The following is a 26,663-nucleotide window of genomic DNA, read 5'->3' as shown; positions in this document are numbered from 1 at the left end:
TTTCGGGTGGGGGAGTTGTCCACATTCCTGCGGCCGTCCACAGCCCCCGGCGGGATCCTCTCCGCGGCACCACGATGGTGCCCGACCGGAGAAGAACCGGAGAAGAGCCAGCAGCGGGAACGCAGGGTGGGGGACGGGACCATGAACGACACGACCGTGACGCTCGTCGGCAACGTGGCGACGGCGGTGGAGTACCGGGGCACGGCCACGGGCGGGGTGGCCAGGTTCCGATTCGCGGTGACCGCCCGCCGCTGGGACCGCGAGAAGGGGCTATGGTCCGACGGGCCCACCAGCTTCTACACGGTGTCGGCCTGGCGCTCGCTGGGGGCGAATCTGGCGGCCTCGGTGTCGGTCGGGGAACCGCTCGTGGTGCACGGCCGGCTGAGGGTGCGTGAGGACGAGCGGGACGGACAGCGCAAGACCTTCGTGGACGTGGCCGCGCTGGCGGTGGGCCACGACCTGAGCCGGGGGACGGCGGCCTTCCGGCGGACGGCGCGGCCGGAGCCGAGGCCGGAGTTCAGGACGGCGGTGGAGCGGGAGCCGGGGGACGGGTCGGATCTCGAACCGGGCCCGGCGCTCGGGCCCGCACCGGAGCGGGATCCGTGGGCGGTGGCGGCGGCGGACGCCGTGACGGAGTCGGCAACTCGGTTGGTGACCGTTCCCTGACCTTGAGTTGTGGCGATTTGTCGACCAACTCGCCCTGCGTGATAACGATTCCGAGTCGGAATGGTTATCTGACCGTATGGCCGGGCACCGGGGGGGTTCCGCATCCCTAGGATTCCCGGGTACTCATGTGGCACGTGAGCCCATCGGGTCTGTGATCTGCTGGCGTGCGCTCCCCCCACGCGAATCAACCATGTTCGCGGAGCAGCTCGCCTCGGAGGGGAAAGCAATGTATTCAGTTCGTGGGCGAGGCGCTGCCCGCCTTGCCGCCGCGACCCTCGTCTCCGGCCTTGTGATCGCCGGAGCGATAGCGACGGCCGGCCCGGCGCTGGCCGACGACGGTGCCCCGGGCACCGGTGGCGTGACGGCGAAGCTCGGCGGCATGACCGACCGTGACGACGTCGAGATCGCCGAGAAGAACGGTTCGAAGTGGGGCGTCAAGGGCGGCCTCTTCAAGATGCAGGTCGAGGGCGGGGGAACTCTCCAGACCTACTGCATCGACCTTCGTACGCCGGCCAAGCACGACTTCGACTACAAGGAAGTCGGCTGGGACGAGTCCTCCCTGCACAACAACGACAACGCCGGAAAGATCCTCTGGATCCTGGAGAACGGCTACCCGAAGCTTTCTGCCGAGGAGCTCGGCAAGAAGCTCGACGTCGACCTGTCGAAGGACGAGGCCGCGGCGGCCACGCAGGCCGCCATCTGGACCCTGTCCGACGACGTGACGGCGACGCCGAAGAGCCCCGACGCCCGGAAGCTGACCGAGTCGCTCCTGAAGGACGCGGTCAAGCTTGAGGAGCCGAAGGCCTCCCTGTCCCTGTCCCCGTCCTCGGTCGCGGGCAAGGCCGGTGACCGGCTCGGCCCGATCACCGTCTCCACCAACGCCTCGATCGCCAAGCTGGCGACCGCCCCGGGCACCCCGGACGGCGTCAAGATCGTGGACAAGGACGGCAAGCCCGTCACCGAGGCCAAGAACGGCGACCAGGTCTTCTTCGACGTTCCGGCCGGCACCGCCGACGGCGTCGCCGAGCTGACCGCCGAGGCCGCCACCAAGGTCTCCCTGGGCCGCGCGTTCGTCTCCATCGACGGCCCGTCGCAGACCCTGATCCTGGCCGGCTCCAGCGAGTCCACCGTGACCGCCAAGGCTTCGGCCACGTGGGCCAAGAAGGGTGCCGTCCCGGCCGTCACGGTCGCCAAGGACTGCGCCAAGGGTGGCCTTGAGGTCATCGCCTCCAACAAGGGCGACGAGGCCTGGACCTTCGACCTGAAGGGCACCTCGTACTCCATCGCCGCCGGTGAGACGAAGACCATCCTGGTCCCGCTCGCCGAGGACGAGGCGTACAAGTTCACCATCACCGGCCCGAACGGCTTCGAGGAGACCTTCGAGGGCGTCCTGGACTGCAAGACGGCCACCCCCGGCCCGACGCCGACCGAGACCCCCTCCACGGAGCCCTCGACCGAGCCCTCCCCGTCGACCACCGCTCCCACGACCGGTGACACCACGGGCGGCACCACGGGCACGACCGGCACCACCACGACCGGTGGCGGCGACCTCGCCGAGACCGGCAGCTCCAACGCCACTCCGATGATCGCCGGCATCGCCGCCGCGCTCGTCGTGATCGGCGGCGGTGCGGTGTTCTTCCTCCGCAAGAAGAAGACCGCCGGCGCCTGATCCCAGGCCCCCGGTGCCGGCCCCGCCGGCACCGGGAAGCCACTCGATCCCGTGGAGTGATCCGCGTCACATCGTGATCGCCCCGTGATCACCGCACGACCCCGGAACGCGTCAGCGTCCGGGGTCGTCGCACGTCCGGGCCACGTTTCCGCCCCCTACCGCCCGGTACGGCCCCGAAACGAGCCGGGCGCGGCCCCGCTGCGGCCCCGCCCGAGCCCCCGCTCCCGCCTTACCGGTTTCCGCCCGGGGGTGGCGGTCAGGCAAGATGGGGTGTATCTGCCCACTCACTCCTTGCCGGACGGTTTCTCTTGGCTGAGTACATCTACACGATGCGCAAGACGCGCAAGGCGCACGGCGACAAGGTCATCCTCGATGACGTGACGCTGAGCTTCCTGCCGGGTGCGAAGATCGGTGTGGTCGGCCCGAACGGTGCCGGTAAGTCCACCGTTCTCAAGATCATGGCTGGCCTTGAGCAGCCGTCCAACGGTGACGCGTTCCTGTCGCCCGGCTTCACCGTCGGCATCCTCATGCAGGAGCCGAAGCTCGACGAGTCGAAGACCGTCCTGGAGAACGTGCAGGACGGCGCCGCCGAGCAGATGGGCAAGCTCAAGCGCTTCAACGAGGTGGCCGAGCTCATGGCCACCGACTACAGCGACGCCCTGATGGAAGAGATGGGCAAGCTCCAGGAGGACCTGGACCACTCCAATGCCTGGGACCTCGACGCCCAGCTGGAGCAGGCCATGGACGCCCTGGGCTGCCCGCCCGGCGACTGGCCGGTCGTCAACCTCTCCGGTGGCGAGAAGCGTCGTGTCGCGCTCTGCAAGCTGCTCATCGAGGCCCCGGACCTGCTCCTCCTCGACGAGCCCACCAACCACCTCGACGCCGAGTCGGTGAACTGGCTGGAGCAGCACCTCTCGAAGTACTCCGGCGCCGTCGTCGCGGTCACCCACGACCGCTACTTCCTGAACAACGTCGCCGAGTGGATCCTGGAGCTCGACCGCGGTCGCGCGATCCCCTACGAGGGCAACTACTCCACCTACCTCGACAAGAAGGCCACCCGCCTCAAGGTCGAGGGCAAGAAGGACGAGAAGCGCGCCAAGCGCCTCAAGGAAGAGCTGGAGTGGGTGCGGTCCAACGCCAAGGGGCGTCAGACCAAGTCCAAGGCCCGTCTCGCCCGCTACGAGGAGATGGCGGCCGAGGCCGACAAGATGCGGAAGCTGGACTTCGACGAGATCCAGATCCCGCCGGGCCCGCGTCTGGGCTCCATCGTCGTCGAGGTCGAGAACCTCTCCAAGGCCTTCGGCGACAAGGTCCTCATCGACGACCTGTCCTTCACGCTCCCGCGTAACGGCATCGTCGGTGTCATCGGCCCGAACGGCGCCGGCAAGACCACGCTCTTCAAGATGCTCCAGGGTCTGGAGACCCCGGACTCCGGCTCCGTCAAGGTCGGCGAGACCGTCAAGATCTCGTACGTCGACCAGACCCGCGCCAACATCGACCCGAAGAAGACGCTGTGGGCCGTCGTCTCCGACGAGCTCGACTACATCAACGTGGGTCATGTCGAGATGCCCTCGCGGGCGTACGTCTCCGCGTTCGGCTTCAAGGGTCCGGACCAGCAGAAGCCGGCCGGTGTCCTCTCCGGTGGTGAGCGCAACCGTCTGAACCTGGCGCTCACCCTCAAGCAGGGCGGCAACCTGCTGCTCCTCGACGAGCCCACCAACGACCTCGACGTCGAGACCCTGTCGTCGCTGGAGAACGCCCTCCTGGAGTTCCCCGGCGCCGCGGTCGTGATCTCCCACGACCGGTGGTTCCTGGACCGGGTGGCCACCCACATCCTCGCCTACGAGGGCGAGTCCAAGTGGTACTGGTTCGAGGGCAACTTCGAGTCGTACGAGAAGAACAAGATCGAGCGTCTCGGCCCGGACGCGGCCCGTCCGCACCGCGCCACGTACAAGAAGCTGACCCGAGGCTGAGCGTGCGCCACATCTACAGCTGTCCCCTGCGCTGGTCGGACATGGACGCCTTCGGGCACGTCAACAACGTCGTCTTCCTGCGGTACCTGGAAGAGGCGCGGATCGACTTCATGTTCCGGCTCGCGCCGGGGGACGGTTCCCCCTCGTTCTCCGGCGGGTCCGTCGTGGCCCGGCACGAGATCGACTACAAGCGGCCGCTGGTCCACCGGCACGAGCCGGTGACCATCGAGTCCTGGGTCACGAAGATAGGCGCGGCGTCGCTGACGATCGCGTACGAGGTCAAGGACGCGGACGTCACGTACGTCCGGGCGTCCACGGTCGTCGTGCCCTTCGACCTGGAGGCCCAGCGTCCGCGCCGGATCACCTCCGAGGAGCGCGAGTTCCTCCAGGAGTACGTCGACGACGGGATGACGTCCGCAGCATGACCGTCCTCGCGCCGCTGCACTTCGCCGACGCCAGGGAGGCGGCGGCCCTCGCCGCCTTCCTGACCCGGTTGGTTCACTACGACCGGGCCGCCGCCGTCCGCCTCCAGGCGGGCGGCGGGGCGCTGGCCGTCTTCGGACGGCCGCCGTCCTTCGAGGTGCTCGCGATCCGTACGGCGCGACTCGTCGACGCCGTGGAGCTCGACGTCACCGTGTCCGCCGGTGAACTCCTCGAAGGCATCGAGGAGTCGGCGGGCAAGGCCGTCGTCCCGGACTCCGTCACCGGGCCCCCGTGGGCCGGCGTCCTCCCGCCGCGGGCCGGCTGGCAGCCGGTCGCCGGACTGCCGGGCGCCGCCGAGATGCGGGGCGCCGTCGCCGCGGCCGTCGCCGAATTCCGGGCGCGGGACGAGGAGTTGCCCGAGGAGCGGCGTACCAGGGCCGAGCGCGACCGGATCGGCCGCGACATCTGGTCCAGGACCCTGGGTGCCACCGGGCTCCCCTTGCGGGCCGTGCACGCCGCGCAGTCCCTCGGTTTCCTGCCGCCCGTGGACACGGAGGCGTCCGTGGCGCTGTTCGCCTCCGGGCCGTGGCTGCGGCTGCGTACTCCCTACGGCTCGATCGTGCTCCGTACGGTGCCCATGTCGTTGACGGTCACTCCCGGGGTCTCCCTGTAATGGAGACGGCGAGGGAGATCGAGGTCGACGGGCCTCTCACCGGCGACGAGCTCAACGTCCTCTTCCGCGCCGGCTGGCCCGGCCACCAGGACACCGACTTCTCTCCCGTCCTCGCCCGCAGCCTCCTCCGGGTCACCGCCCGCCGTGCCGGGAGGCTCGTCGGGTACGTGAACGTCGTCGGCGACGGTGGCGTGCACGCCTTCCTCCTCGACACCACCGTCCACCCGGACGAGCGCCGGCAGGGGCTCGGCATCACCCTCGTACGGGCCGCCGCCGGAGCCGCCCGGCAGCGGGGCGCGCACTGGCTGCACGTGGATTTCGAACCCCACCTCACCGCCTTCCACGAGCGGTGCGGCTTCCGGTCGACGGCGGCCGGCCTGATGAACCTGAACGAGCCTCTCGCTCCCGTCGGCCCGCTCGGCTGAACCTCCGCGCGCCCGCCGTCGCGGCCGCGAGCAGCACGAGGGCGAGGAACGCCTGGCCCCACGGCGGGGAGGAGCCCTCCACCGCCGGTGCCACCCGCCGCCGCGGATCGTAGGCGACCCGGACCTCACCGCCGTCCGGGGCGACCCGGCGGTTCTCCGACAGGGCCGACGGATAGCCGCCCGGGCAGCGCAGGGTGTGGCGGTACACGGTCCGCTCGCCGCCGCCCTCACCGACCGATACGTGCTTCTCCTCGTGGACCTTCACGACGACACAGTCCGCGACCGCCCCGCGCGAGGCCCACTGATCGGCGGTGGCCACCGTGAGCAGCAGCGCGCCGACCAGCGCCAGCGCGCCCCAGAGGCCCATGACCCCGTCGACGAGCAGATAGTAGGCCACCGCCGCGACGAGGATCGCCGCCCCGCCGACCGAGACCGCGACCGTGGTGGACGGCGCCGACGCGGACCCGAAGGACCAGGCCGACCAGGCGTAGACGGCCACCGCGCAGAACGCGGGCAGAAGAGTGGCGGCCCAGGTCCCCGCGCCTCCGCCCGCGTGACCGCCCGTGGTCGCCGAACGCCCTGCGCCTGCCGAACCGCTCGCGCCCGCCGAGCTCCCCGAGCCCGCCGAGCTCCCGGTATTCGTAGATGACATGGACATCACCTCCCCGGAGTGGGACGTCCGGACGCACCGCCCGGTTGCTCAGCCCTCCGCGTCGTCCGGCCACACCCCGATGTGATCCTGCTCCAGCTCCAGGGCCACCCGGTGCTCCATTCCGAGCGCCTGCGTGTAGTCCGCGGGGAGCTGGAGCCGGCCCGCGCGGTCGAGCATCGCGTACTCCCGTGCCACCAGGGACTCCTTGCCCTGCTCGTCGACCTCCGTGCGGCGCAGGACCTCCGAGGAGGTGCGGCCGTCGCGGATGGCGACCGTGCGGCGCACCTCGGAGGCGACCGCCTGGTCGTGGGTGACGATCACGATCGTCGTGCCCAGTTCCTCGTTGGCGCGGCGGAAGGCCGCGAAGACCTGCTCGCCGGTGGCCGAGTCCAGCTCGCCCGTCGGCTCGTCGGCGAGGAGCACCGCCGGGTTGTTGGCCAGGGCGACCGCGATGGCCACCCGCTGCTGCTGGCCGCCGGAGAGCTGGTGCGGCCGGCGGTCGCGGGCGTCCGCGATGCCCAGCATCGCCAGGAGTTCCTCGGCCCGCTCGGCCTTCTGCTTGGAGCGGCCCTTCAACTGCATGGGGAGGGCCACGTTCTGGGCGGCCGTCAGGTACGGCAGGAGGTTGCGGGCGGTCTGCTGCCAGACGAAGCCGACGACCTCGCGGCGGTAGCGCAGCCGCGCCTTGCCGTCCATCGCGAGGAGGTCGGCCCCGGCGACCCGGGCCGCACCCGCGGTCGGCACGTCCAGGCCCGCGAGGATGTTCATGAGCGTCGACTTGCCGGAACCCGAGGCGCCGACCAGGGCCATCAACTCGCCCTCCTTCACGAGGAGGTCGAGCCCCTGGAGGGCCTGCACCTCCACCCCGTCCGTGGTGAAGATCCGGACGAGGCGGTCGCAGGCGATGAGCGCGTCATGACCGAACGTGGGCCGGTCGCGATGCGCGGTCGCCTTCCGCTCCAGCTCCTCCAGGGTGGTGGTGTCCGCAGCGGCCCCGGTCGCGGCGGACCCCGCCGCGTCGGCCCGGCTCGACGTGTCGGTCTTCGTCATCGTGCGTCTCCTGCCCTGAGTTCCTTGATCGAGCCCCTGCGCCCCGCCCACCATGCCTGTCCGGCCGCCGCCGACGCCGTGATCAGGACGACCGCGACCGCCGGCACCACCAGCGACCACGGGTCGGCCCGCAGCGGCGCGCTGTCCAGCGGGGCGAAGCCCGGGGTCGTCGCCAGCGCGAGCCGGAACAGGTCGATGCCGGGGGCGAGCAGCGGCACCGTCGCCCAGCCGACGAGTGTGCCGCCGATGGCGGCGAGGACCGCCTGCGGCAGCGCTTCCAGACCGAGCAGCCGCCGGCCCTGCCTGCGGGTCAGGCCCATCGTCCGCAGCCGGGCGAGGAGCGTGGTCCGCTCCGGCGCGCTCTGCATCAGGGAGAGCAGCACGGCCACCACGGCGAATCCGGCGCCCGCGCCGATCGCGCCGAGGTACATCCGCTCGGCGCCCGACTGGAGCGGGGAGTCCACATAGGTGGCCCGCTCCTCGGTCCGCATCGTCACCAGGAGGGCGTCGGACTTCGCCTTCACCAGGGCCCGCAGCGCGGCGCCGTCCTTCGGGCCCGTGACGAGCAGCGCCGTGTTCGTCCGGTGGGTGAGGTCGGCGGCGTTGACGAGGAGGAAGTCGGCGCCCTGCAGGGCGGGGGTGGCCGTCCGGACCGCGACGACCTTCACCCGGAACACTCCGGCGGCCGTCACGATCTCCTGCGGCGAGCCGCCGAGCCGCTCGGCGACCGACGGCGAGGCGATCGCGGGCAGCACCCGCTCCGTGTCCGCGGCGACCTCCTTGCCGCCCTTCCCCGTGGACGCGAGCAGCGCCGCCGGGAACGGGCCGAAACCGGTCCGCCGCGCGAGCCGGGTGTACGAGTCCGGCTCGACGCCCACGAGCGCCGAGCTCATCGGCGGGGCGGAGGCGCCCTGGGAGGACGGCAGGGACACCCCGTACTCGATCTGCAGCGGCGCAATGTCCCGTACCCCTGCCGTGTCGCGTACCGCCTCGGTGAGGCCGGCCGGCAGCGGGGTCCACTCGACCGAGCCGTCGATCCGGGCGTCCGCGCCGGTCGCGAGGAGCGCGGCCCGGTCGCGGGCGTCGGCGACGCCGGCCAGGACCGAGCCGCCGAAGGCCGCCGTGGTCAGGGCGAGGACGAGTGCGAGCAGGGGCAGCGTGCCCGCCGAGGAGGTGCGTCCGGCGCGGGCCAGGGCCAGCGGGCCGACGGCCCCGCGCAGCCGGCGGGCCGGGCGGGCGGCCCACCGCAGCGGCAGCGGATAGATCCGTACGAGGATCATGGCGGCGATCAGGCCGACGAGCACCGGGGCGGCGCTCACCAGCGGGTCCGAGTCGTCGCCGGTGCCACGGAGCCGCAGCGAGGCGACCGCGCCCACGGCCAGGACGAGCAGGGTGAGTTCGAGGACCGTACGGCGCCGGGAGGGGCGAGCGGTGAGCAGGTCGTCGCGCCCGCCGTGCAGCCGCGGCCGCCGGTGCACGACGACGGCCCGCAGCGGCAGGACCAGCATCGCGAGCAGGGCGACGGCGGAGGCGGCGAGGACCGAGGGGAGCAGGGGGATCCCGCCGGACCCGCCGTCCGGCCCCCGTACCGTCGCCACGGCCAGTCCCAGCGCGAGCGCCGCGGCCGGTACGGCGACCGCCGAGGTCTCGCCGAGCAGCCGCAGGCCTATGCCGGTGAGCGACGCGCCTCGGGAGCGGATCAGGGCGAGTTCGCTGTCGCGGCGGGCGACGAAGAGGCCGCCGGTCATGGCGAGGACGACCGCGGCGACCGCGCCGATCCCGAAGACGGCGACGGCCACGACCGGAGTGATCGCCTGGCGCATCGAGCCGTACGAGTCGACGATCGAGTCGAGGTCGGTGGTCAGCGCGCCGGCGTCCCCCAGGACCTTGCGCATCCTGACCAGGTCGGGCCCGCCGGTCGCCGAGTCCAGCGCGGCGGTGATCCGGTCGGTGTCGCGCCCGGTGAGATGCCCGGAGGTAGGCAGGAAGCGGAAGAAGATCTCCGGATCGCCGAGGGTGTTGAGCACGGCGGGCGCCGAGGCGGGGGAGAGGAGCAGGGCCCCCTGCCAGTAGTACTTGATCTCCTGGCCGACCAGCGGGGCGAGCACCGGGGTGCGGAGTAGCGGCTCCACGGCCCAGTACGGGCTCTCGGGGCCGCGTGGCTCCACGATCCCGGTGACCGTGACGGCGATGGGCTCCGCGCTGATCCGGCCGGGCACGTGGACGACGGAACCGGGCTTCAGGCGCAGTGAATCGGCGGTCTTCGCGGTCACGACCGCCTCCGGCCGGTCGGCCGTGCCCGCAGGGAGCCGGCCCTTCCGCAGCGTGGTGTGACCGGTCAGGTCGGAGGGGGAGGAGAGCACGAGCTCGGGGGAGATGCCGTCCGGTCGGGGCAGCCACGGGTCGAGCCCCTCGACCCGCTTGACCGTACGGACGCCGTGGACGGTCTCCTTCGGATCGGTCCGCAGGGGTTCGGGCAGCAGGGCCCGCAGCTCGTCGCGCTGTTTCCGGAGGACCGGAGTGGAGACGTCCGCGGCGCGTGTCGACACCGGCAGCGCGGCGGTCACTTCGAGGACGCGGTTTCGGGGCGCGGCCGTCGTGATGTCGTGCCGCAGGCCTTCGGTCTCGTACGCGTCCACGGCGCGGGGAAGCGCGGCCGCGAGATAGGCGGTGACGAGGACGAGGAGCGCGAGGGAGGCCGCGGCCCAGGGCGCGGTCCGCAGCCGGGTCCGCACCCAGGGCGCCACGGCGCGGGCGGGCTTGTCGGACCGGGACGACCGGGACCGGGGCATGTCGGGGGCCTTCCTGCGTACGGCGGGTGTGTCGGGGTTCTCCCTGCTCAGGTCGGGGTTCTCCCTGCTCGGATCCGGGTTCTCCGCGGCCGTGCCGGACATCAGTTCTCCCCCTGGTGGCGCAGTGTCACGGCCGGGTCGGTGCGCCGCAGGGCGATCGCGACGACCATCGCGAGCGGCAGCGCGGCGACGCCGGCGAGCAACAGGGCCACCTGGCCGACGGGCAGTTCGACCAGGACCGGGGGTACGGGCCGGGTGGCCTGCCCGGTGAGGACGATCAGCGGGACGACGGCCCGGGCCAGGACGGTGCCGAGCCCGATCCCGATGAGCAGCCCGATGCCGATGAGCAGGCCCTGTTCGGCGGCGATCAGCCGGGCGAGGCGGCGGCGGGGCGCGCCGAGCGCCCGCAGGACGCCGAACTCGGCGGACCGTTCCCGCATCGCGCCGGCCGAGCCGACGGCGAAGCCGACGGCGGCGAGCGCGGCGGCGGCGGCAGCGACGGCCATGAGTGCGGCGTTGGGGCCGGCCCCGAGCGGGTCGCCGAGCAGGTCGGCGGCGATCTCGTCGCGTACGAGGACCTGGGCGGGGTCGGCGTTGGGCCGGGCGCGCAGGGCCGTGGCGACGTCGTCGGCCCGGCCGGGTTCGACGGTCAGCCACCACTCGGTGGCCGAGACGCTCAGGCCGTCGTCGGTGGACAGGTACTGGTTGACGGAGGCCAGGTCGAGGAGGATCGCGCCGCCGTCCTCGGGGGTGGCGGCGGGGCCGGTCGAGGAGGCGGCCTGGGCGCCCGGGCCGGTGGTGGGCAGTTCCTCGACGACCCGGTCGACGGCGACGGTGACGCGGCGGCCGCCGAGGGTGACCTCGATCAGGTCGCCGGGCTTGGCGCCGGCCGCCGTCATGAAGGTCCCGGTGGCCACGGCGGACAGCTTGCGGGGTGCCTTCGGGCCGGGGGCGTTCAGCCGCAGGACGAACTCCTCGGTGGCCCAGTAGGGGACGTCGAGGGGTGCGCCGGTGACGGCGAACGTGAGGGTGAACGGGGCGGGGCGGCCGCCCGGCTTCGCGGCGCCGGGGACACCGGACGTGGGGGTCTCGGCCAGGGTGCCGCCCTTGGACTGCTTGAAGGAGTGCGTCCAGGAGGTGAGGACCTGTCCAGGGGCGTGGACCTTCTCGGCGCCGTCCGCGCCGACGACGCCGAACCGCTCGACGTGCAGGGTCTGGGTGCCCTTCGCGCCGTCGGCGACCGTACCGGTGAAATCCAGACCGATGAGGGTGAGCAGGCCGGTCGAGCCGAGGGTTCCGTCGTTGCCGTCGGATCCCGCGGTCATGGCGCCGAGGTCGAGGGTCAGCCGGTGCGTCCGGCCGTCGTCGGGCAGCGGCCCCAGGGTCTGCCGGTACGGGACGCCGTTCGGGTCCTCAAGGACCGCCGTGACCTGGGCGGCGCCCTTCGGCCCGGCGAGCCGGAGGTCGGCGTCGAGGGTGCGGGTGCCGGCGGGCAGCGGGAGGCCGGGGCGGGTGGTGGCCTCGGGGGCCAGCGGGGAGAGCAGGGAGCGGACGGGGACGTCGGCGAGGTCGGAGCGGAGCAGTACTCCACCGGCGTTGCGGGTGTCCACGGCCAGGACGGTCGCGCTCTTCCCGGCCACGTCCATGGTGGTGCGGTGCACCGGAGCCACCGCGCGGACGCCGGGCACCTTGCCCAGCTGTTCGGTCTCGGTGGGCTCGCCGGGGCCGGCGCTGAGGACGCGGACGGCCGAGCCGACGCGGAAGTCGGCCTGGTCCCGCTGCGAACGCTCCCACGAGCCGCTCTGTCCGATGGCCAGCATGCCCATCGCCACGGCGAGGACGAGGAGCAGGACCGGGCCGGCGCCGCGCAGCGGACGGCGGCTGAACTGCCAGCCGGCGAGGGCGGCGGAGAGGCCGCGCCCGCCGGCCGCGCGCCGTTCCGCCAGCTTGGCGGCGGGCGGCAGCAGACGCAGCGTCAGGACGGTGCCGGCGAGCAGGGCGAGGGCGGGCGCGGCGACGAGCACCGGGTCGATGGAGCCGCCGCCGTCCCCGTCGGCACCGAGGGTGCCGCCCGCGGCGGCGGGCCGCTGCAGTTGCCAGAACGCGACGGCGGCGATGGCGAGGAGTCCGAGGTCGGCCCCGGCCCGTACGGGGCCGGGCAGGGAGGCCGAGCGGGCCTTGCGCAGCGAGACCGTGGAGCCGTCCCCGGCGGCCAGCGCGGGCGCGACGACGGCCGCGGCGCAGCACAGGGCGACGGCGGCGGCGACCAGCCACACCTGGAGCGAGGGGGTGGTGTCGAGCCGTACGCCGAGCGAGGAGAGCGCGGACCGCTCGGCGAAGAGCCGGGTCAGCGGCCCCGAGAGGAGCGGGGCGGCGATCGCGGCCGGCAGGGCGAGGAGCAGCGCCTCGGCGGCGGCGAGACCGGCGATCCGGCGCCGCGAACCGCCGCGGGCCCGCAGCAGCGCGGTCTCACCGGAGCGCTCGGTGCTGAGCAGCCGGGCGACGAGCAGCAGCGCGTACGCGGCGAGCAGCACCAGCTGTACGGCGACGATCAGCAGGGTGGAGCGGGAGACGAGCAGGGCCCGCTGGGTCTGATCCAGGACGGTCGGGAGCGCGGTGGACGCGGAGATCGTCGTGCCGAAGCGGTCGGGGGCGTCGGCCAGCGCCTTCGGGCCCTCGGTCGCGGTGGCGCGCAGGGCGTCGATACGGTCGGTGGTGAAGCCGGTGAAGTCGGCGGAGCCGAGCCAGGACGTCTCGCCGGGGCTCAGCGCCCCGGAGGCGACGACGGCAGGGTCGACGAGCAGCGGCCCGTACGTCGTGAACGCGACCGTCCGCACACCCCGGCCACCGGCCGGATCCAGCTGCCAGTAGAGGTCGGCGGTGTCGACGGGCCGGTAGACGCCGGTGATCCGGGCCTTCAGTCTCCGGTTGTCGAGCCGGTCGGTCAGGTCGAGCACGCTCCCGGGGCCGATCTTCAGCCGTCGCGCGGCCTCCTCGGGCACGGCCGTCTCGACCACTCCGGCCGGCCGTGCGGCCGAGGGCCAGGCGCCCTTGACGAGGGAGAGCCGTGAGCGGTCGAGCGCGGTGAAGTGGGTGAGGTCGGGGTCGCCCTTACGGGCGGCGGGCGGCTGGAGACTCCGGGGCAGCGCGTACGGCCCCGAGCGTTCGAGCCGCCGTACGGTCACGGGCAGCCCGTCGAAGGTCTTCCGCATCCCCTCCCGTACGGCCTTCTCCGCCCCTTCCCGCTTGGCGGCCGGCACCTGCCCGCTCACCAGGAGCGAAGCCGCGGCGGCAGACCGCCCCCGCAGCCCCGCCTGGAGCGCGGCGTCCCCGATCGCCCCGGAGAACGAGGCGAGGGTGGCGAGCACCGAGGTCGTCAGGAGCACGGCGAGCAGTGCCGCGGAGAGCAGCAGCCGGTGTGCCCTGACGCGCAGAAATACGAACCCCGTCACCCATCCCCCTGGCCACCCTGATCACGGTGCGCACGTCGAACACGTTCCGAACGCTCCCGAAACTTCTCTCGGATGCTTTCAGAGTGCGTATGCCGCTGGAAACCGCTTACGGGCCCACCTTGATGCGATCGTGACCGTTATTCGGGGTTCCGACTCCGGAATGTGTCCGTCCGTGGGTGGTGGGGGTGATCCGGGCCGTGCTTCGTCAGTCCTCGTGCGGCACTCAGCGGTGCGTGAACCGGGCGGCGAGCCACCCGCCGGCCACCGTGGCCGATGAACTGCACCGTGATTCGGGCCGTTGACCGGAATCGTGCGATTGCCGACGCGAATCGAGCCTCGTCTGGAGTGACCCGGGGGCCGTCAGCCGGCCGTGTTCACCATCGAGGCCGCCGCGTAGGTGAGGTAGCGCCACAGCTCGTGCTCGTGCTCGGGGGCCAGGGCGAGCTCGTCGAGGGCCGTGCGCATGTGGAGGAGCCAGGCGTCGTGGGCCGCCTGGTCCACGGTGAACGGGGCGTGGCGCATGCGGAGGCGGGGGTGGCCGCGGTGGTCGCTGTAGGTGCGGGGGCCGCCCCAGTACTGCATCAGGAAGAGCACGAGGCGCTCCTCCGCCGGGCCGAGGTCCTCCTCGGGGTACATCGGGCGGAGCACCGGGTCCTCGGCGACGCCCTCGTAGAAGCGGTGGACCAGGCGGCGGAAGGTCGCCTCGCCGCCGACCTGCTCGTAGAAGGTCTGCTCCTGCACTGTTTCCCCGGGAATCTCGTTCACCGTTCCATCGTCTCAGATGACCGGTCCTAGGACGTGAGGCCCAGGACCGCTCGCCGGGGCCCCCGGGCGGCGGGAGAGTGGAGGCATGGGTGAGCGGCGGGACGAGTTCGCCGAGGCCGGCGCGTCGGCGCGACGGGCCCTCGTGCGGGAGATCGAGGCGGAGGGCGAGCTCACCGATGCCGTCTGGCGGGACGCCTTCTGTCAGGTCCCGCGCCATCTCTTCGTGCCCTACTACTACGTCCCCGGCACCGGCGGCTACGAGCGGCTCTGGTCCGGCGACCCCGAGCCCGAGCGGCGGGACCGCTGGCTGCGCGGGGCCTACGCGAACACCGCGATCGCCACCCGCGTACGGGACGGGGAACTGGTCTCCTCCGCCAGCCAGCCCTCCCTGATGGCCCTCATGCTCCACGCCCTCGACGTACGCGACGGGGACGACGTCCTGGAGATCGGCGCCGGGACCGGCTATCACGCCGCCCTGCTCTGCCACCGCCTCGGCGCGGAGCACGTCACCACCGTCGATCTGGACGAGGAGATCGCCGAGTCCGCCCGGACCCATCTGGCCGCCGCCGGATACCGGCCCACCGTCGTCGCCGCCGACGGGGCCCGCGGCTGTCCCGAGCGCGCCCCCTTCGACCGGATCGTGGCGACCTGCGCGATGCCCTCGATCCCGTACCCCTGGCTCGCCCAGTGCAGGACCGGCGCCCTCGTGCTCGCCCCACTCTCCACCGGGCTCGTCCTGCTGCGGGTGCACGACGATTCCCACGCGGAGGGACGGTTCCTCGCGACCTCGGCGTACTTCGTGGCGCTCCGGGGCGTCGCCGGCCGCGTCCCGCGCCACGGCCCCGCCGGGGACGAACGCTTCCGCTTCTTCTGGGGCCTGGTCGACCAGGCCCTGGACAGACGCGAAGCGCTCTCGCTCTGGCTGCGCGAGGGGCGGCCGGAGCGGGAGCGCTTCGGTGTGACGGTCAGCGGCGACCGGCAGTGGGCCTGGCTGGACGACCCCGGAGGGCCGTACGCCTGGTCCCTGCCCGAGGCCGCACGAGGACCCGGGCCGGGCCGGCACCGGCCCTCGGAAGGGCTCTGATCAGCCCACGCGGATCGTGATCGTCGTCCAGGCGCCGACGTGCACCCGGTCGCCGTCCTGGAGCTGGACGGGGACGTAGGGCTGGATCGGCTCCTCGCCGCCGTTGATCGTGGTGCCGTTGGTGGAGTTCTGGTCCACCACCGCCCACGAACCGTCCGGCTGCTGCACCAGCACGGCGTGCTGGTGGGAGACGCCCGGGTCCTCCGGCGGCACCGAGAGGTCGATGTCCGGGGACTCGCCGGTGGAGTGCCGGCGGCGGCCGATGGAGATCTGGTTGCCCTGGAGCGGCAGGTGCTTGTCCGGGGAGTACGCGGGCAGGTTCAGGCCCCCGGCCTCCGGACCGCTGCGCTGCATCATCGCCATGAAGTACTCGCGGTCCGGGCCGATCACCGCGGTCCAGGACAGTGGCTGCCGCGGCGGCTGGAACTGCTGCTGCGGAGGCGCCTGGTGCTGGGGCGGGGGCGGCGGGGCCTGGTGCTGGGGAGCCTCGTACTGCCCCTGGTGCGGCGGCGGGGGCGCCATGTGCGGCGGGGGCCCCTGGTGCTGCGGAGGCTGCGGAGGTGCCTGATGCTGCGACGGCGGCGAAAGCACCCAGTCGTCGTCCGCGCGCGGCTGCGGCGGCGCGGGCGGCGCCGGGGCCTGGACCGGAGCGGCCGGCGGTGCGGACGGGGTCTGGAGGTACGCCGGAGGCGCGGGCGGCTGCTGACCGGGAGGACCGAAGGGGTCACCCTGACCGGGAGGACCGAAGGGGTCGCCCTGACCCGCCGGACCGGGCTGCTGCTGCGCCGGCGGGCGCTGCGGCGGGGCCTGGTGGTGGGTGGCGTCGCCGCCCAGCGGTTCGGCGGGACGGTTCACCTGCGAGGGCCGCGAGCCCTGGTAACCGAAGGGGTCCTGCGGCTGCGGCTGTCCCGGCTGCTGTCCCTGCGGGGGCGGCGGCGTGGACTGGAAGCCCGGCGGCAGGTTCAGACCGGGCGGCGGGCCCTGCTGGCGCTGCGGCGACGGGATGTTCTGCGGGGCCACCGGCGTGTACGAGGTCGCCGTGTTCGTGAGGAAGTTCCAGCGGCACTCCTCACAGAACGGTGCCATGTGCTCGCGCGGGGTACGGCACTGCGGGCAGAGCTCCGCCTGGGCCGTCGCGTTCGGGTCGCCACCGGGGCCGAAGCCACCGGGGGCGGAGGGAGCACCATAGCCACCGGGGCCACCGGGGCCGCCGTAGCCGCCGGGAGTACCGGGACCTTCGGGACCGCCGTAGCCACCGGGGCCGTCAGGGCCGCCGTACCCGCCGGGGGCGCCGGTCGGCGGGCCCGCCGGGGGCTGGCCAGGGCCGCCGGGGCCGGGATATCCGTACGCGGGGGGTGGCGGCGGGGGAGGCGGCGGTACGGCACCCGTCGGCGCACCCGCCCCGGCCATGCGATGGCCGCAGACCTCGCACCAGTCGTCGGAGACCGACTGGTGTCCGTTCGGGCAGGTAGGCATGTCGGTGCTTCCCCCTCTCGTCGTCCGGCCCGCTGGCCGGGCTACCTCTTGACGCGAACGGTCTTGGTGGAGCGGGTTTCGAGTGTCATCTCGTCCGCTTCCGCGACCTTCGCCTTCAAACGCACAGTACCGGTCGCCGCATCGACGACGTCGACCACCTTCGAAAGCAGTTTCGCCGTATCCGCGTTGCCGGAGGCCGCCGCGAGCTGCACGGCGCGGCCCAATTTCGCCGTCGCGCCGTCGTGATCGCCCGATTTGCGGGCATCCAACCCCTGCTGGATGACGTCCGCCAGCTCGGCCTGGCCCGTGTAGTGCGCGACCTGCGGGTTGATCGACGTCGACATCGCCAGGTCGTCCGTCCACACCGCCCGTACCAGTCCTTGGGACAGCGGCCTGGGGTCGCCGCCCAGCGGGTCCGGCGCGATCAGGGAGACCCGGGCGGCCAGCATCTCCTGGCCCACGGCGGCCTGTGGGACCCGCACGCTCACGTGGTAGTCGCGGGACTCGTCGCCCCACGAGCCCGTCGGGTAGTCCCCGGCGCGCGGCCCGGCCTCCGTACGCCGCCCGGTCAGGTCCTCGACCGTCGGCGCCACCTGCTTCACGAAGCTGATCTCCACCCCGACCGGGGTCCACAGGCGTAGCGCGACGTCGGCCACGCCCTTGCCCATCGCGTTCCCCATCATCGACGTGAAGTCGTCGGCGAGGGCGGACGGGTCGGCGACGATGTCGGCGGTGCCGAGGAGTGCAGAGGCGATCCCGGTGACCTCCTTGACCTCCCAGTCGGTGCCCACGCCGCGCGCGTCACAGGTGAAGCGGCCCGCGCAGGCGTCGAGCGCGGCCCGCAGCTCCTCAGGAGTCTCGTGCTCGTTGCGGCCGTCGGTGAGCAGGATGCCGTGCCGGATGGTGAGGTCGGCGGAGGACAGCAGCCGGTCCGCGAGCCGCAGCCAGGTGCCGATCGCCGTACCGCCGCCCGCGCTCAGCCGCCGCAGCGACTCCTTGGCCTCGGCCCGGGTCCTTGCGTCGGCGACGGCGAGGCGGCCGTTCCCCGGGTAGACCTCCTTCGCCACGTGCGTGCCGGCGACCACGGCGAACGCAGTGCCGTCGCGCAGGGTGTCGACGGCGGCGGCGGTCGCCTCGCGCGCGCCGCGCATCTTGGTGGCGGGGTAGTCCATCGAACCGGAGCAGTCGACCATGATCACGACACCGGCCGCGCCGCCGCCCATCGGGGCGAGCGGGTGTCGGCCGCTGGTGCCGCCCCCGGTCGAGGTGACCGTGACGATCGCGCTGACGTCCCGGCCGCCCTCGGGCAGGAACTCGTTCTGGTAGACGTCCACCGAGAACTGCGGCACGGTCGACTTGGAGAAGTTCGCCATCTGTTACGGCTCCTCGGGCAACAACGGTCAAACGGTGAAGGGACAGGGGATCGGCGGCCGCTCAGGCGGATCCTGCCCCTTGGGGAGTGACGGTGAACGGCACGAGCGCGACCGTGATGTTGTCGTGGCCTCCGCCGTCCAGGGCGTGGCCGACCAGCACCTGGGCGCTGTGCAGCGGGCGGTCGGACGCGTCGGCCGGGACGACCCTGGCCATGTCATCGGCGCCCTCGGCGTAGTTCCACAGGCCGTCCGTGCAGACCACGACCACACCGGACCGGTCAGGCTTGAACGCGGCCGTGTGCGGCTCCAGTTCGTACGCGTCGGCGCCCAGCCAGCCGGTGATCGCGTGGGCGCGCTCGTCCGCGTACGCCTCCGCCTCGTTCATCAGACCCGCCGCGACCATCTGCGCGGCCCACGAGTCGTCCTCGGTGAGCCGGGCGGCCGGGGTGGCCCGGTCGTCCGGCACCCAGTAGACGCGGCTGTCGCCGACCCAGCCCACGACGAGCAGGCCGTCGGCGACGACGGAGCCCACGATGGTGCAGGCCGGGGCGTTGCGGTGGCGGTGCGGGTCGTGCTCGGCACCGTCCTGACCGGGCTCCTCCGCGAGGGAGTTGACGGCCTCGGCGGCGGCCACGATCGCCTCGTGCATCGCCTGCTGCGGGTGCGTTCCCCGGGGGAGCGCGGCGAGCAGCGAGGCGCCGGCCGCCTCCGCGGCGGCGGCGGAGGCCTCGTCGGGCCGGGTCGCCGAGGACACGCCGTCGCAGACGATCGCGAGGGTGGCGGGGGAACCGTCGGGGAGCGTCGTCGCGGAGACGGCGAACGCGTCCTCGTTGCGGTGATGGCGCAGCCCCCGGTCGGAGACGGCGGCGACGCTGCCGAGCTCCCGCTCCATGTGGTCGCGCTCGCGGGGCTGCGCGTGCCCGCAGTTCTCGCAGTAGCCGTCGGTGTCCACCCGTCCGGCCCGGCACGCCACGCACAGGGCGGCAGCGGTGGGCACAGCGGCAGTGGCGGGGGCCGGTGCGGAGGACGTGGCAGCGGCGGGGGCCGGTGCGGGTGCGGGGGCCGGAGCAGCGGCCGGGGCCGGGGTGGGGGGCGGCGCCGGGTCCGCCCGTACCGCCGCGCGCGGGTCCGGGGCCGCCAGCTCGAAGTCACCGCTGCCCGTCGTGGTCTCCCCGGACGCGCCGGGCGGCACCGGCCCGTCCGTGCGGACCGCCATCGTGGGCAGGTCGTGGCCACCGGAGTCGGTGCCCGGCAGGTCGCCCGGGTGCTGGGTCGCGGTCGACAGCGAACCGGGGTCCCGGGGAGGGGCGTCCGGCCAGGCCACGGGGGTGCCGATGACCACGGTCGGGCGGTCCGGCTCGGCCCCGGCGGCGGGCACGGCCATCAGGTCGTGACCGCACGCCCCGCAGAACCGGTCACCCGACTCAAGGGGCTCCGCGCAGTCCGGGCAGGCGATGAGACCGTGCGACGGCTTCGGCTTCTGGGACATCCTCACACCCACGTCCGGGGGCGGAAGCGGTTGGCCCGCTCCACCAGTTCGATCCTCTCCTCGCCCTGCTGGGCGAGCCGGGCCAGCACCCGGTACGAGCGTTCGAGGCCGAAGCGCAGTCCGCGCTCGTCCAGTTCACTTCCGAGCAGCAGCGCGCCGCCGCCCGGTTCCGCACCGGGACTCCCGGAGAGTACCCAGTCGAGGGCCGTCCCGAGGACCTCCGTCGACAACTGCTCCCGCCGCACCGCGTCCAGACCGAAGCCCTGGAGCGCCGAGACCTGCGCCGCGGCCGCCGTCAGATCGGCGCCGAGCGGTTCCCGCGCCGGGCGCCGCCGCAGCCGCGCCCGGACGGTCGCCACCCGGGCCGCCGTGTAGTGGATCGAGGCCTCCGGTACGGATTCCAGCGTCTGTACGGCTCCGATCCGGTCCCCGGCCGCGAGCTGCACCCGGGCGAGCCCGAAGGCCGCGCTGACGAAGCTGGGGTCGGTGGCCCACACCAGACGGTAGTACTCGGCGGCGTTGTCCAGCTGGCCGAGCACCTCGGCGCAGATCCCGAGGGCCAGCTTCGGCGACGGCTCGCCCGGGAAGGCGTCGTACACCGCGTCGAAGGCGAGCGCCGCGTGCTCGTGGTCGCCGGTGACCAGGGAGGCGACGCCCCGGTACCAGACGACCCGCCAGTCGTCCGGGTCCCGCTCCTCGAGGCCGGCCAGGGTCCGGACGGCCGACGGCAGGTCGCCGAGCTCCAGATGTGCCCGCAGGGTACGCAGCCGCAGCTCGGCGGAGGGCGCGGGCGCCGCCTGGAGCGCGGCGAGCAGCTCGCCGGGCGCGGCGGCCGCGAGACCGGCGAGGAAGCCGGCGTTGGGGTCGCCCGTGTCGACGCGCGGCACGGGCAGCGCGAGCGCGGTGGCGGGCGTGTCGAGCGGCGCGAGCAGCGCCCCGAGCCCGGGCGCGGCGGCGGGTGCCTCAGCCCCCGGCCCGGCGGGCAGTGCGGCATCGGGCACGGTGCCCGGCACAGCACCGGGCAGCGCGGGCCGTTTCCGCCCCCGCCGTGCCCCGAGCAGCGACACGTCCTCCGTCAGTTCGGCGAACAGGGCCGTGTCCGTGACCCGTACCTCCGTACCGAACAGCGTCGAAAGCGCGGGCCGCGGCCGCCCCGACTGGAGCGCCACGACCTCCCGCAGCACACCCGTCAGCTGCTCGGCCATCTCCTGCGCGGAGGCGAACCGGCGGGCCGGGTCCGGGTCGGTGGCGCGGACCAGGAAGCGGTAGAACGACTCGTACGTCCGGAAGACCGCGATGTTGTCCGGGTCGGGCAGCGAGTCCACGAAGACGTTCGTGTAGCCCTGGAAGTCGAAGGTCATCACCGCGAGGGTGCGCGCCACCGTGTACAGGTCGCTCGCCACCGAGGGCCCGACCTCGGCCACCTCCGGCGCCTGGTAGCCGACGGTGCCGTAGATCGCGGACTCGTCGTCGTCCATCCGCCGGACCGCGCCCATGTCGATGAGCTTGAGCTGATCCTCGGACTGGATGGCGTTGTCGACCTTGAAGTCGCAGTAGAGCAGGTTCCGGCTGTGCAGGTGCCCGAGCGCCTCAAGGGCTTCGATCCCGTACGCGCAGGCCTGCTCGACCGGCAGCGGATCGCGGCGGCCGTCCGGGGTGCGCCGGTCGTTGGCGATCTCCTTGAGGGACTTGCCGCCGACGTACTCCATGACGATGTAGCCGTCCATGGAGCCGGTGCGCTGGTCGAGGTGCTCGACGAAGTTGTAGATGCGGACGATGTTGGAGTGCTCGATCTCGGCGAGGAAGCGGCGCTCGGAGATCGCGGCGGCCATGGCGTCCTGGTCACCGGTGTCGAGGAGGCCCTTGAGGACGACCCACCGGTCGGAGACGGCCCGGTCGACGGCGAGATAGATCCAGCCGAGGCCGCCGTGCGCGAGACAGCCCGCGACCTCGTACTGGCCGTGGACGATGTCCCCGCCGCGCAGCTTCGGCACGAAGGAGTACGGGTGTCCGCACTTGGTGCAGAAGCCTTCCGTGCGGCCCGGCCGGTCACCCCGCGAACGGCCCACCGGGGCCCCGCAGTCCGAGCGGGAGCAGAAACGCTTCCGCTCGGGAACCTCGGGGTTCTCCATGACCGCCGCCCGCGGGTCGGGGCGCGGCACCTCGGGGATCGACACCAGGCCGGCGCCCAGCCGGTTGCGGGCCGACTGACCGGTCGACGTCCCCGAGCTGCGCACCGACACCGAGCGGGACGTGGAGGCCCCGGAGAGCGAGCGCGAGAGCCGCCCGGAGACCGAACGGCGGGAGGTCGACGAGCGCGACGAGGCCCGCGAGGACGCCAGCGAACTGCTCCGCGAGGAGCTGGAGTCCGGCGCCCCGACACCGCTGCTCGTACCCGTCCCTCTGCCGGGCACGGCCATCCCGGTCGGCGTCGAGCCGATGAGCCCGCCGGGTGCGACCACCGGGGCGAGCCCGCAGGTGTCGCAGTACAGCTCGCCGCCTCCCATGTCCTCGTACGAACCCTCGCACGAAGGCCGCTGACAGCTCCCCACGCCCGTCTCCCCGCTCACCACTGTTCCCCGCTCACCACTGTCGTCCTCCCGCGTCTCTCGGGCCGGACAGTACGTCCGCCGCCGCCTGCTGATAGCGCAGCACGGCCTGTTCCGCGACCCGCAGGTCGCACGGCGCGCTCCACAGCATCCGGCGGGCCGCGTCGTACCGCTCCACGAGCAGCGGGTCCTCCGCCGCGCCGAGCCGCGCCACCTTCGCCTTGTACGCGTCGAGCCGGCCGCGCAGCTCCGCCCGGACCGCGAGCGGGGCCGTGACCGCGGTCAGCGACTCCCGGGCCCGCAGCAGTTCGTCCTCCGCGTCCCGCTCCAGGGACTCCAGGAGCGGGGAGAGCCGGTGCCACTGGGCGTGCCTGCGGTACTCGGCGGCGGCCACGAGCCGCTCCTGGAGCACGATCGGCGGCCCGCTGACGGCCGGCACCTCGGAGGCGGCGATCTTCGCGAGGACCTCGCCGCGCGCGGCCCGCGCCTCGGCGAGCGTACGGTCCGCCCGCGAGAGCACGTCCCGCAGCCGGAGCAGCCGGTCCTCGGAGTCCTGCCGGACCGCGAGCACCGCCTCGATCTCCCGCCGGATGTCCTCCAGGGCGAGCGCCGCCCGGTCGTACCGCCCGGTGTCGGGCCGGCCCCCGCCGGGCGCCGAACTCCCCGCCGCCGGCCGCCAGAAGGCCAGCGGATCGGTCACGACCTGGGAGCGCAGCAAGGTCAGCTCGGCGGTGATGTCCTCCAGCTCGTCGCCTGCCGGGTGCTCCCCGGGCCGTACACCGACCGAGTGCGCGAGCGAACGCGTCCGGCCCAGCTCGGCGGCGAGGAGGTCTATCCGGGCGGGCAGCGCCGACCAGACGGCGTCTGCGGTGACCACCATGTCGAGCGAGGACGCGTACAGCTCGTTCATCCGCCGGACGAGGCCCTCCAGGGTGAACCGCTCGGCGAGCAGCCCCTGCTCGCCCGCCCCGCCCGCGACGTGCACGCTCTCGCCGCGCAGCCGGTCGGTCAGCTCCACCAGCTCCTCACGGCCGGGCCAACGGCGCCGGGCGCGCACCTCACGGGCGTCCCGCAGGGCGCCGGTGTACACGTCGAAACAGGTCCAGAGCAGGGTGATGGTCCGCTCGGTCGCCGCCCAGCGGTCCCGGGTCGTGCCGGTCAGCTCGGCCCCTTCGAGCAGCCTGCGGCCCGCGTGGTCCTGGAGTGCGAGGAGCGAGTCCTCGACCGCCTTGTGCTCGGCGCCGAGCCGCGCCAGCGCACGGTCCGCCTCGTCCCGGTCCATCACCGGCCCGGGGGGTCCCGTGACGCCCATCGGTCACCTCTTCCTCTCCGTGTACCGGGTTGGTCGTCGTACAGGGCTCGTCGTACAGGGCTCGTCGTGCGGGGCCGGTGGTCTTGGCTCGGTCGTACAGGCTTGGTCGTACGGGGCAGTGCTACTTGTACAGCGGAGGGGGCGGGCCGGTTATCCCGGGCAGGTCCTTCTCCAGCCAGTCCTTGTACGCCTGCTGCCAGGGGCCCTGCCGGTAGCCGACCAGGACCTGGTTGACCCGGCGGACCAGGTCGTCGTTGCCGAGCTTGGCGGCCACTCCGTAGTACTCGGTGGTGAACGGGCGGCCCTTCAGCTCGACCGCGGGGTCCTGTGCGGCCTGGCCGGCCGCCAGGGCGTTGTCGGTGACGACGGCGTCGACCTCGCCCATCTGGAGCCTGGCCAGGCAGTCCAGCTGGTTGGGGACGGTCAGCAGGTCCTTGTCGTCCTTGGTGCCGTCGGCCTCGTCCTTGAAGAGCGCGCCGAAGGAGTTCTCCTCCAGGGCCTCGTAGGCCGTGGAGCCCTCGGCGGTGCAGACCCGCTTGCCCTTCAGCGAGGTGTCGTAGCCGGTGATGTCCTTGGCCAGCTTGGGCGCGAGGACCTGCTGTCCGGCCTGGAAGTAGGCGGTGGAGAAGGCGACCTGTTGGATCCGCTTGCAGTTGATCGTCATGGTGCGCACGACGAGGTCGACCTTGCCGCTGTCCAGGGCGGCGATCCGCTGGTTCGTGGGGACCGCCCGGAAGATGACGGCGTCCTCGCTGCCCAGGATGTTCCTGGCGATCTCCCGCGCCAGATCGATGTCGAAGCCTTCGAGGGCGCGGGTCTCCGGGTTCCGGTAGCCCCAGCGGTAGCTGGACTGGTCGACGCCGACGACGAGCTTCCCGCGCTTCTTGATCGCCTCGATCGACGGGCCGTCCGCCGACGAGGGCGTGAGGGAGGCCCAGGGCTTCTCGCAGGTGTCCGCCTTGATCTGGACGCCGGTGCCGACGCCGGGACCGTGCGTGCCGGGTGCGGCCGCGGCGTCGCCGCCGTCGTGGGCCAGCGGGAGCAGGGTGAGCGAGGCGGTGAGCCCGCAGGCCACGGCCATGGCGGCCACCCCGCCCCAGCCCCGGAACCGCTGCGCCGTCCGCCGCACCAGCGGGTACGTGCCGTTCGGCATCCCGCCCCCTCTCACCGGTACTCCGACAGTCTGCGGTTGATGCCGAGCACGGCGCCGGCCGCGCCCAGGATCCCGAGGGCCGCCGCGCCCAGGGGCAGCGCCGTCAGCGCGTCCCTGGCGTCCCCGGCGGAGCGGGTGAACTCGGCCTGCTCGTGCGCGAGGGCGCGCTCCAGAGCCGCGTCGACCTGGTCGAAGGACTGGCCGGTCGTTTCCTCGGAGCCGACGATCCGGCCGAGGGCGCCCTCGAAGTCGCCGGCGTCGTCCTTGGCGCGAGCGTCCGTGTGGCGCTGCTTCCACTCGCCCGTACGGGAGGCGGCCTCGTCGACGGGGGAACGGCCGGCGTCGTCGTCGGCCAGCTCCCTTGCCGTGGCGAGCGCGTCCGTCAGGGCGCCGGTGCTCGACGTGTACTCGGCCTCGTACTTGTCGTTCTTGCCGTCCTCGGTGAGGACGGCGCCCCGGGCGACCAGGGTCAGGAGCTCGTTGGCGCGGGCCGTGAGCGAGCCGATCCGGGCCGTGTTGAGGGCCTGGAGGGACTCCTGTCCGTGCTTGCGCGCGTTGTCGAGCCCGGTGCGGGCGACGGTGTGCGCGGCGAGGAGCCAGAGGACGACGATCACCGTGGCGGCGGTGGCGGCGAGCAGTCCGTGGTTGAAGACCCGGTTCGTCCTGGCGTAGTTGCGGCGCTGGGCCCAGCCGAGGACGGCGAGGGTGAGCAGTCCGAGACCGAGGGAGAGGAACGGCCAGGTGCGGGCCGACTCGTCGTCCTTGTGGAGCCGTACCGTCTCGGCCGCGTACAGCCGCTCGGCGGCGGGCAGCAGCGTACTGGTCATCTGCTGGTTGGCGTACCGCAGATAGGCCCCGCCCAGCGGAAGGCCCTGCCGGTTGGCGGCCCGCGCGCGCTCTATCAGGCCCGTGTAGCGCGGGAGCTGTTCGTTGAGGGTGGCGATCTCCCGGGCCGACTCGCCCGAACTCTCCGTGCTCGCGGCGGCCTTGACGAGCAGCCGAGCGGCGGTGGCGATGTCCCGGTCGTACCGCGCGCGGGACTCCGCGGGCTCCAGGGTGCCCGCGAGGAAGCCGCCGGCGGCGGTGGTGTCCGCGTCGGCGAGGGAGCGGTAGATCGCGGCGGCGTCGGCGGACAGCGGCTGGCTGCGGCTGACGACGTCGTCGGCGGCGGTGGCCCGGTCGTCGACCTGCAGGGCGGTGACGGCGCCGAACGCGACGACGAGCAGCGCGAGGACGGCCCCGAGGATCTGGAGCCGGCCGGGCTCGGTCGTGGTGGCGACCCGCAGCCGCTCCCGGCCCACGGCCCAGGCGCCACGCCCCGCGGGCGGGGCGGCGCCGGGTGCGGGCGACGGCTGCGCGGGCACGCCTGCCGGGCGTGCGGGCGGGTGCGCCGCGCTCCGCGCCGCCGGGGCGGCGGGCGCGTTCGGCGGGTGTGTCACTTGACCTCCCCCTGGGGTCGCTGACTTCGGCCGGTCCGGCCTGCAGTATGGCCTCAGGGGGCCGTTCGCACACCGGGATTGACTGGATCTTGTTCTTATCGTGCCGCATGCCCCCGGCACATCCGCGGGCGAACCCCTCACTCTGAATACGTCTCCGGGCCGTGATCGGTTCCGTTCGGGGCATCGCTCGAACAGGTGAACATGGTCGCGGGGCGCCTCTTCGCATTGAAGAGACGCCCCGCGAACTG

Annotated in this window: 19 protein-coding genes; 7 read left to right on the top strand and 12 right to left on the bottom strand. The window is 73.3% G+C overall.

Annotation, left to right across the window (positions count from 1 at the left end; all coding sequences use genetic code 11):
* Nucleotides 1-141: 141 nt before the first annotated feature.
* The 6 genes from OG514_RS07075 to OG514_RS07050 all read left to right on the top strand — a co-directional run bounded on the left by OG514_RS07075 (nt 142) and on the right by OG514_RS07050 (nt 5,829).
* The gene (locus OG514_RS07075; RefSeq protein ID WP_266891992.1) at nt 142-666 is read left to right on the top strand and encodes a single-stranded DNA-binding protein; all 525 of its coding nucleotides are present in this window, start codon (nt 142-144) and stop codon (nt 664-666) included.
* 226 nt (nt 667-892) lie between these two features.
* Nucleotides 893-2,335: an LAETG motif-containing sortase-dependent surface protein gene (locus tag OG514_RS07070; protein ID WP_266891990.1), complete on the top strand. Its 1,443-nt coding sequence runs from the start codon at nt 893-895 to the stop codon at nt 2,333-2,335.
* A 308-nt stretch (nt 2,336-2,643) separates the two neighbouring features.
* Complete coding sequence (gene ettA, locus OG514_RS07065) at nt 2,644-4,308, top strand: energy-dependent translational throttle protein EttA (RefSeq protein WP_266891988.1); 1,665 nt, start codon at nt 2,644-2,646, stop codon at nt 4,306-4,308.
* 2 nt (nt 4,309-4,310) lie between these two features.
* Nucleotides 4,311-4,733: a thioesterase family protein gene (locus OG514_RS07060; protein ID WP_266891986.1), complete on the top strand. Its 423-nt coding sequence runs from the start codon at nt 4,311-4,313 to the stop codon at nt 4,731-4,733.
* The gene (locus tag OG514_RS07055; RefSeq protein ID WP_266891984.1) at nt 4,730-5,404 is read left to right on the top strand and encodes a hypothetical protein; all 675 of its coding nucleotides are present in this window, start codon (nt 4,730-4,732) and stop codon (nt 5,402-5,404) included. The genes OG514_RS07060 and OG514_RS07055 overlap by 4 nt, the downstream gene beginning before the upstream one ends.
* Nucleotides 5,404-5,829 (top strand): GNAT family N-acetyltransferase, encoded by a 426-nt coding sequence (locus OG514_RS07050; protein ID WP_266891982.1) that lies wholly within the window; start codon nt 5,404-5,406, stop codon nt 5,827-5,829. Before OG514_RS07055 ends, OG514_RS07050 begins: the two co-directional genes overlap by 1 nt.
* Here the strand turns inward: OG514_RS07050 and OG514_RS07045 are convergent.
* The 5 genes from OG514_RS07045 to OG514_RS07025 form a co-directional block, all read right to left on the bottom strand.
* Nucleotides 5,735-6,481, bottom strand: a complete 747-nt coding sequence (locus OG514_RS07045) for a hypothetical protein (protein WP_266891980.1) — start codon at nt 6,479-6,481, stop codon at nt 5,735-5,737. The two genes, OG514_RS07050 and OG514_RS07045, sit on opposite strands and share 95 nt — an antisense overlap.
* 48 nt (nt 6,482-6,529) lie before the next feature.
* Nucleotides 6,530-7,531 (bottom strand): ABC transporter ATP-binding protein, encoded by a 1,002-nt coding sequence (locus tag OG514_RS07040; protein WP_266891978.1) that lies wholly within the window; start codon nt 7,529-7,531, stop codon nt 6,530-6,532.
* The gene (locus OG514_RS07035) at nt 7,528-10,323 is read right to left on the bottom strand and encodes an FtsX-like permease family protein (RefSeq protein WP_266900772.1); all 2,796 of its coding nucleotides are present in this window, start codon (nt 10,321-10,323) and stop codon (nt 7,528-7,530) included. Before OG514_RS07035 ends, OG514_RS07040 begins: the two co-directional genes overlap by 4 nt.
* Before the next feature lie 101 nt (nt 10,324-10,424).
* A complete protein-coding gene (locus tag OG514_RS07030) occupies nt 10,425-13,775 on the bottom strand; it encodes an FtsX-like permease family protein (RefSeq protein WP_266891976.1) in 3,351 nt (1,116 codons plus the stop codon).
* 360 nt (nt 13,776-14,135) lie between these two features.
* On the bottom strand, nt 14,136-14,540 hold the full coding sequence (locus OG514_RS07025; RefSeq protein ID WP_266891974.1) for a globin: 405 nt from the start codon (nt 14,538-14,540) through the stop codon (nt 14,136-14,138).
* A gap of 85 nt (nt 14,541-14,625) precedes the next feature.
* Between OG514_RS07025 and OG514_RS07020 the strand changes: the two genes are divergently transcribed.
* A complete protein-coding gene (locus OG514_RS07020) occupies nt 14,626-15,624 on the top strand; it encodes a methyltransferase domain-containing protein (RefSeq protein WP_266891972.1) in 999 nt (332 codons plus the stop codon).
* Here OG514_RS07020 and OG514_RS07015 read toward each other — a convergent pair whose 3' ends face one another.
* From OG514_RS07015 to OG514_RS06985, 7 genes are all read right to left on the bottom strand, one after another.
* Nucleotides 15,625-17,100: an FHA domain-containing protein gene (locus tag OG514_RS07015; RefSeq protein ID WP_266891970.1), complete on the bottom strand. Its 1,476-nt coding sequence runs from the start codon at nt 17,098-17,100 to the stop codon at nt 15,625-15,627.
* Between the two features lie 41 nt (nt 17,101-17,141).
* Nucleotides 17,142-18,473, bottom strand: a complete 1,332-nt coding sequence (locus tag OG514_RS07010) for a VWA domain-containing protein (RefSeq protein ID WP_266891968.1) — start codon at nt 18,471-18,473, stop codon at nt 17,142-17,144.
* A 61-nt stretch (nt 18,474-18,534) separates the two neighbouring features.
* Complete coding sequence (locus OG514_RS07005) at nt 18,535-19,962, bottom strand: PP2C family serine/threonine-protein phosphatase (RefSeq protein ID WP_266891967.1); 1,428 nt, start codon at nt 19,960-19,962, stop codon at nt 18,535-18,537.
* A 2-nt stretch (nt 19,963-19,964) separates the two neighbouring features.
* Nucleotides 19,965-22,469 (bottom strand): serine/threonine-protein kinase, encoded by a 2,505-nt coding sequence (locus OG514_RS07000; protein WP_266900771.1) that lies wholly within the window; start codon nt 22,467-22,469, stop codon nt 19,965-19,967.
* 76 nt (nt 22,470-22,545) lie between these two features.
* Nucleotides 22,546-23,823 (bottom strand): hypothetical protein, encoded by a 1,278-nt coding sequence (locus tag OG514_RS06995; RefSeq protein WP_266891965.1) that lies wholly within the window; start codon nt 23,821-23,823, stop codon nt 22,546-22,548.
* 121 nt (nt 23,824-23,944) lie between these two features.
* Complete coding sequence (locus tag OG514_RS06990; RefSeq protein WP_266891963.1) at nt 23,945-24,976, bottom strand: glutamate ABC transporter substrate-binding protein; 1,032 nt, start codon at nt 24,974-24,976, stop codon at nt 23,945-23,947.
* 11 nt (nt 24,977-24,987) lie between these two features.
* The gene (locus OG514_RS06985; protein WP_266891961.1) at nt 24,988-26,415 is read right to left on the bottom strand and encodes a hypothetical protein; all 1,428 of its coding nucleotides are present in this window, start codon (nt 26,413-26,415) and stop codon (nt 24,988-24,990) included.
* Nucleotides 26,416-26,663 lie beyond the last annotated feature (248 nt).

The sequence above is a fragment of the Streptomyces sp. NBC_00572 genome (assembly GCF_026341815.1).
Classification (GTDB): Bacteria; Actinomycetota; Actinomycetes; order Streptomycetales; family Streptomycetaceae; genus Streptomyces.
This window is presented reverse-complemented; position numbering and strand designations above follow the sequence as displayed.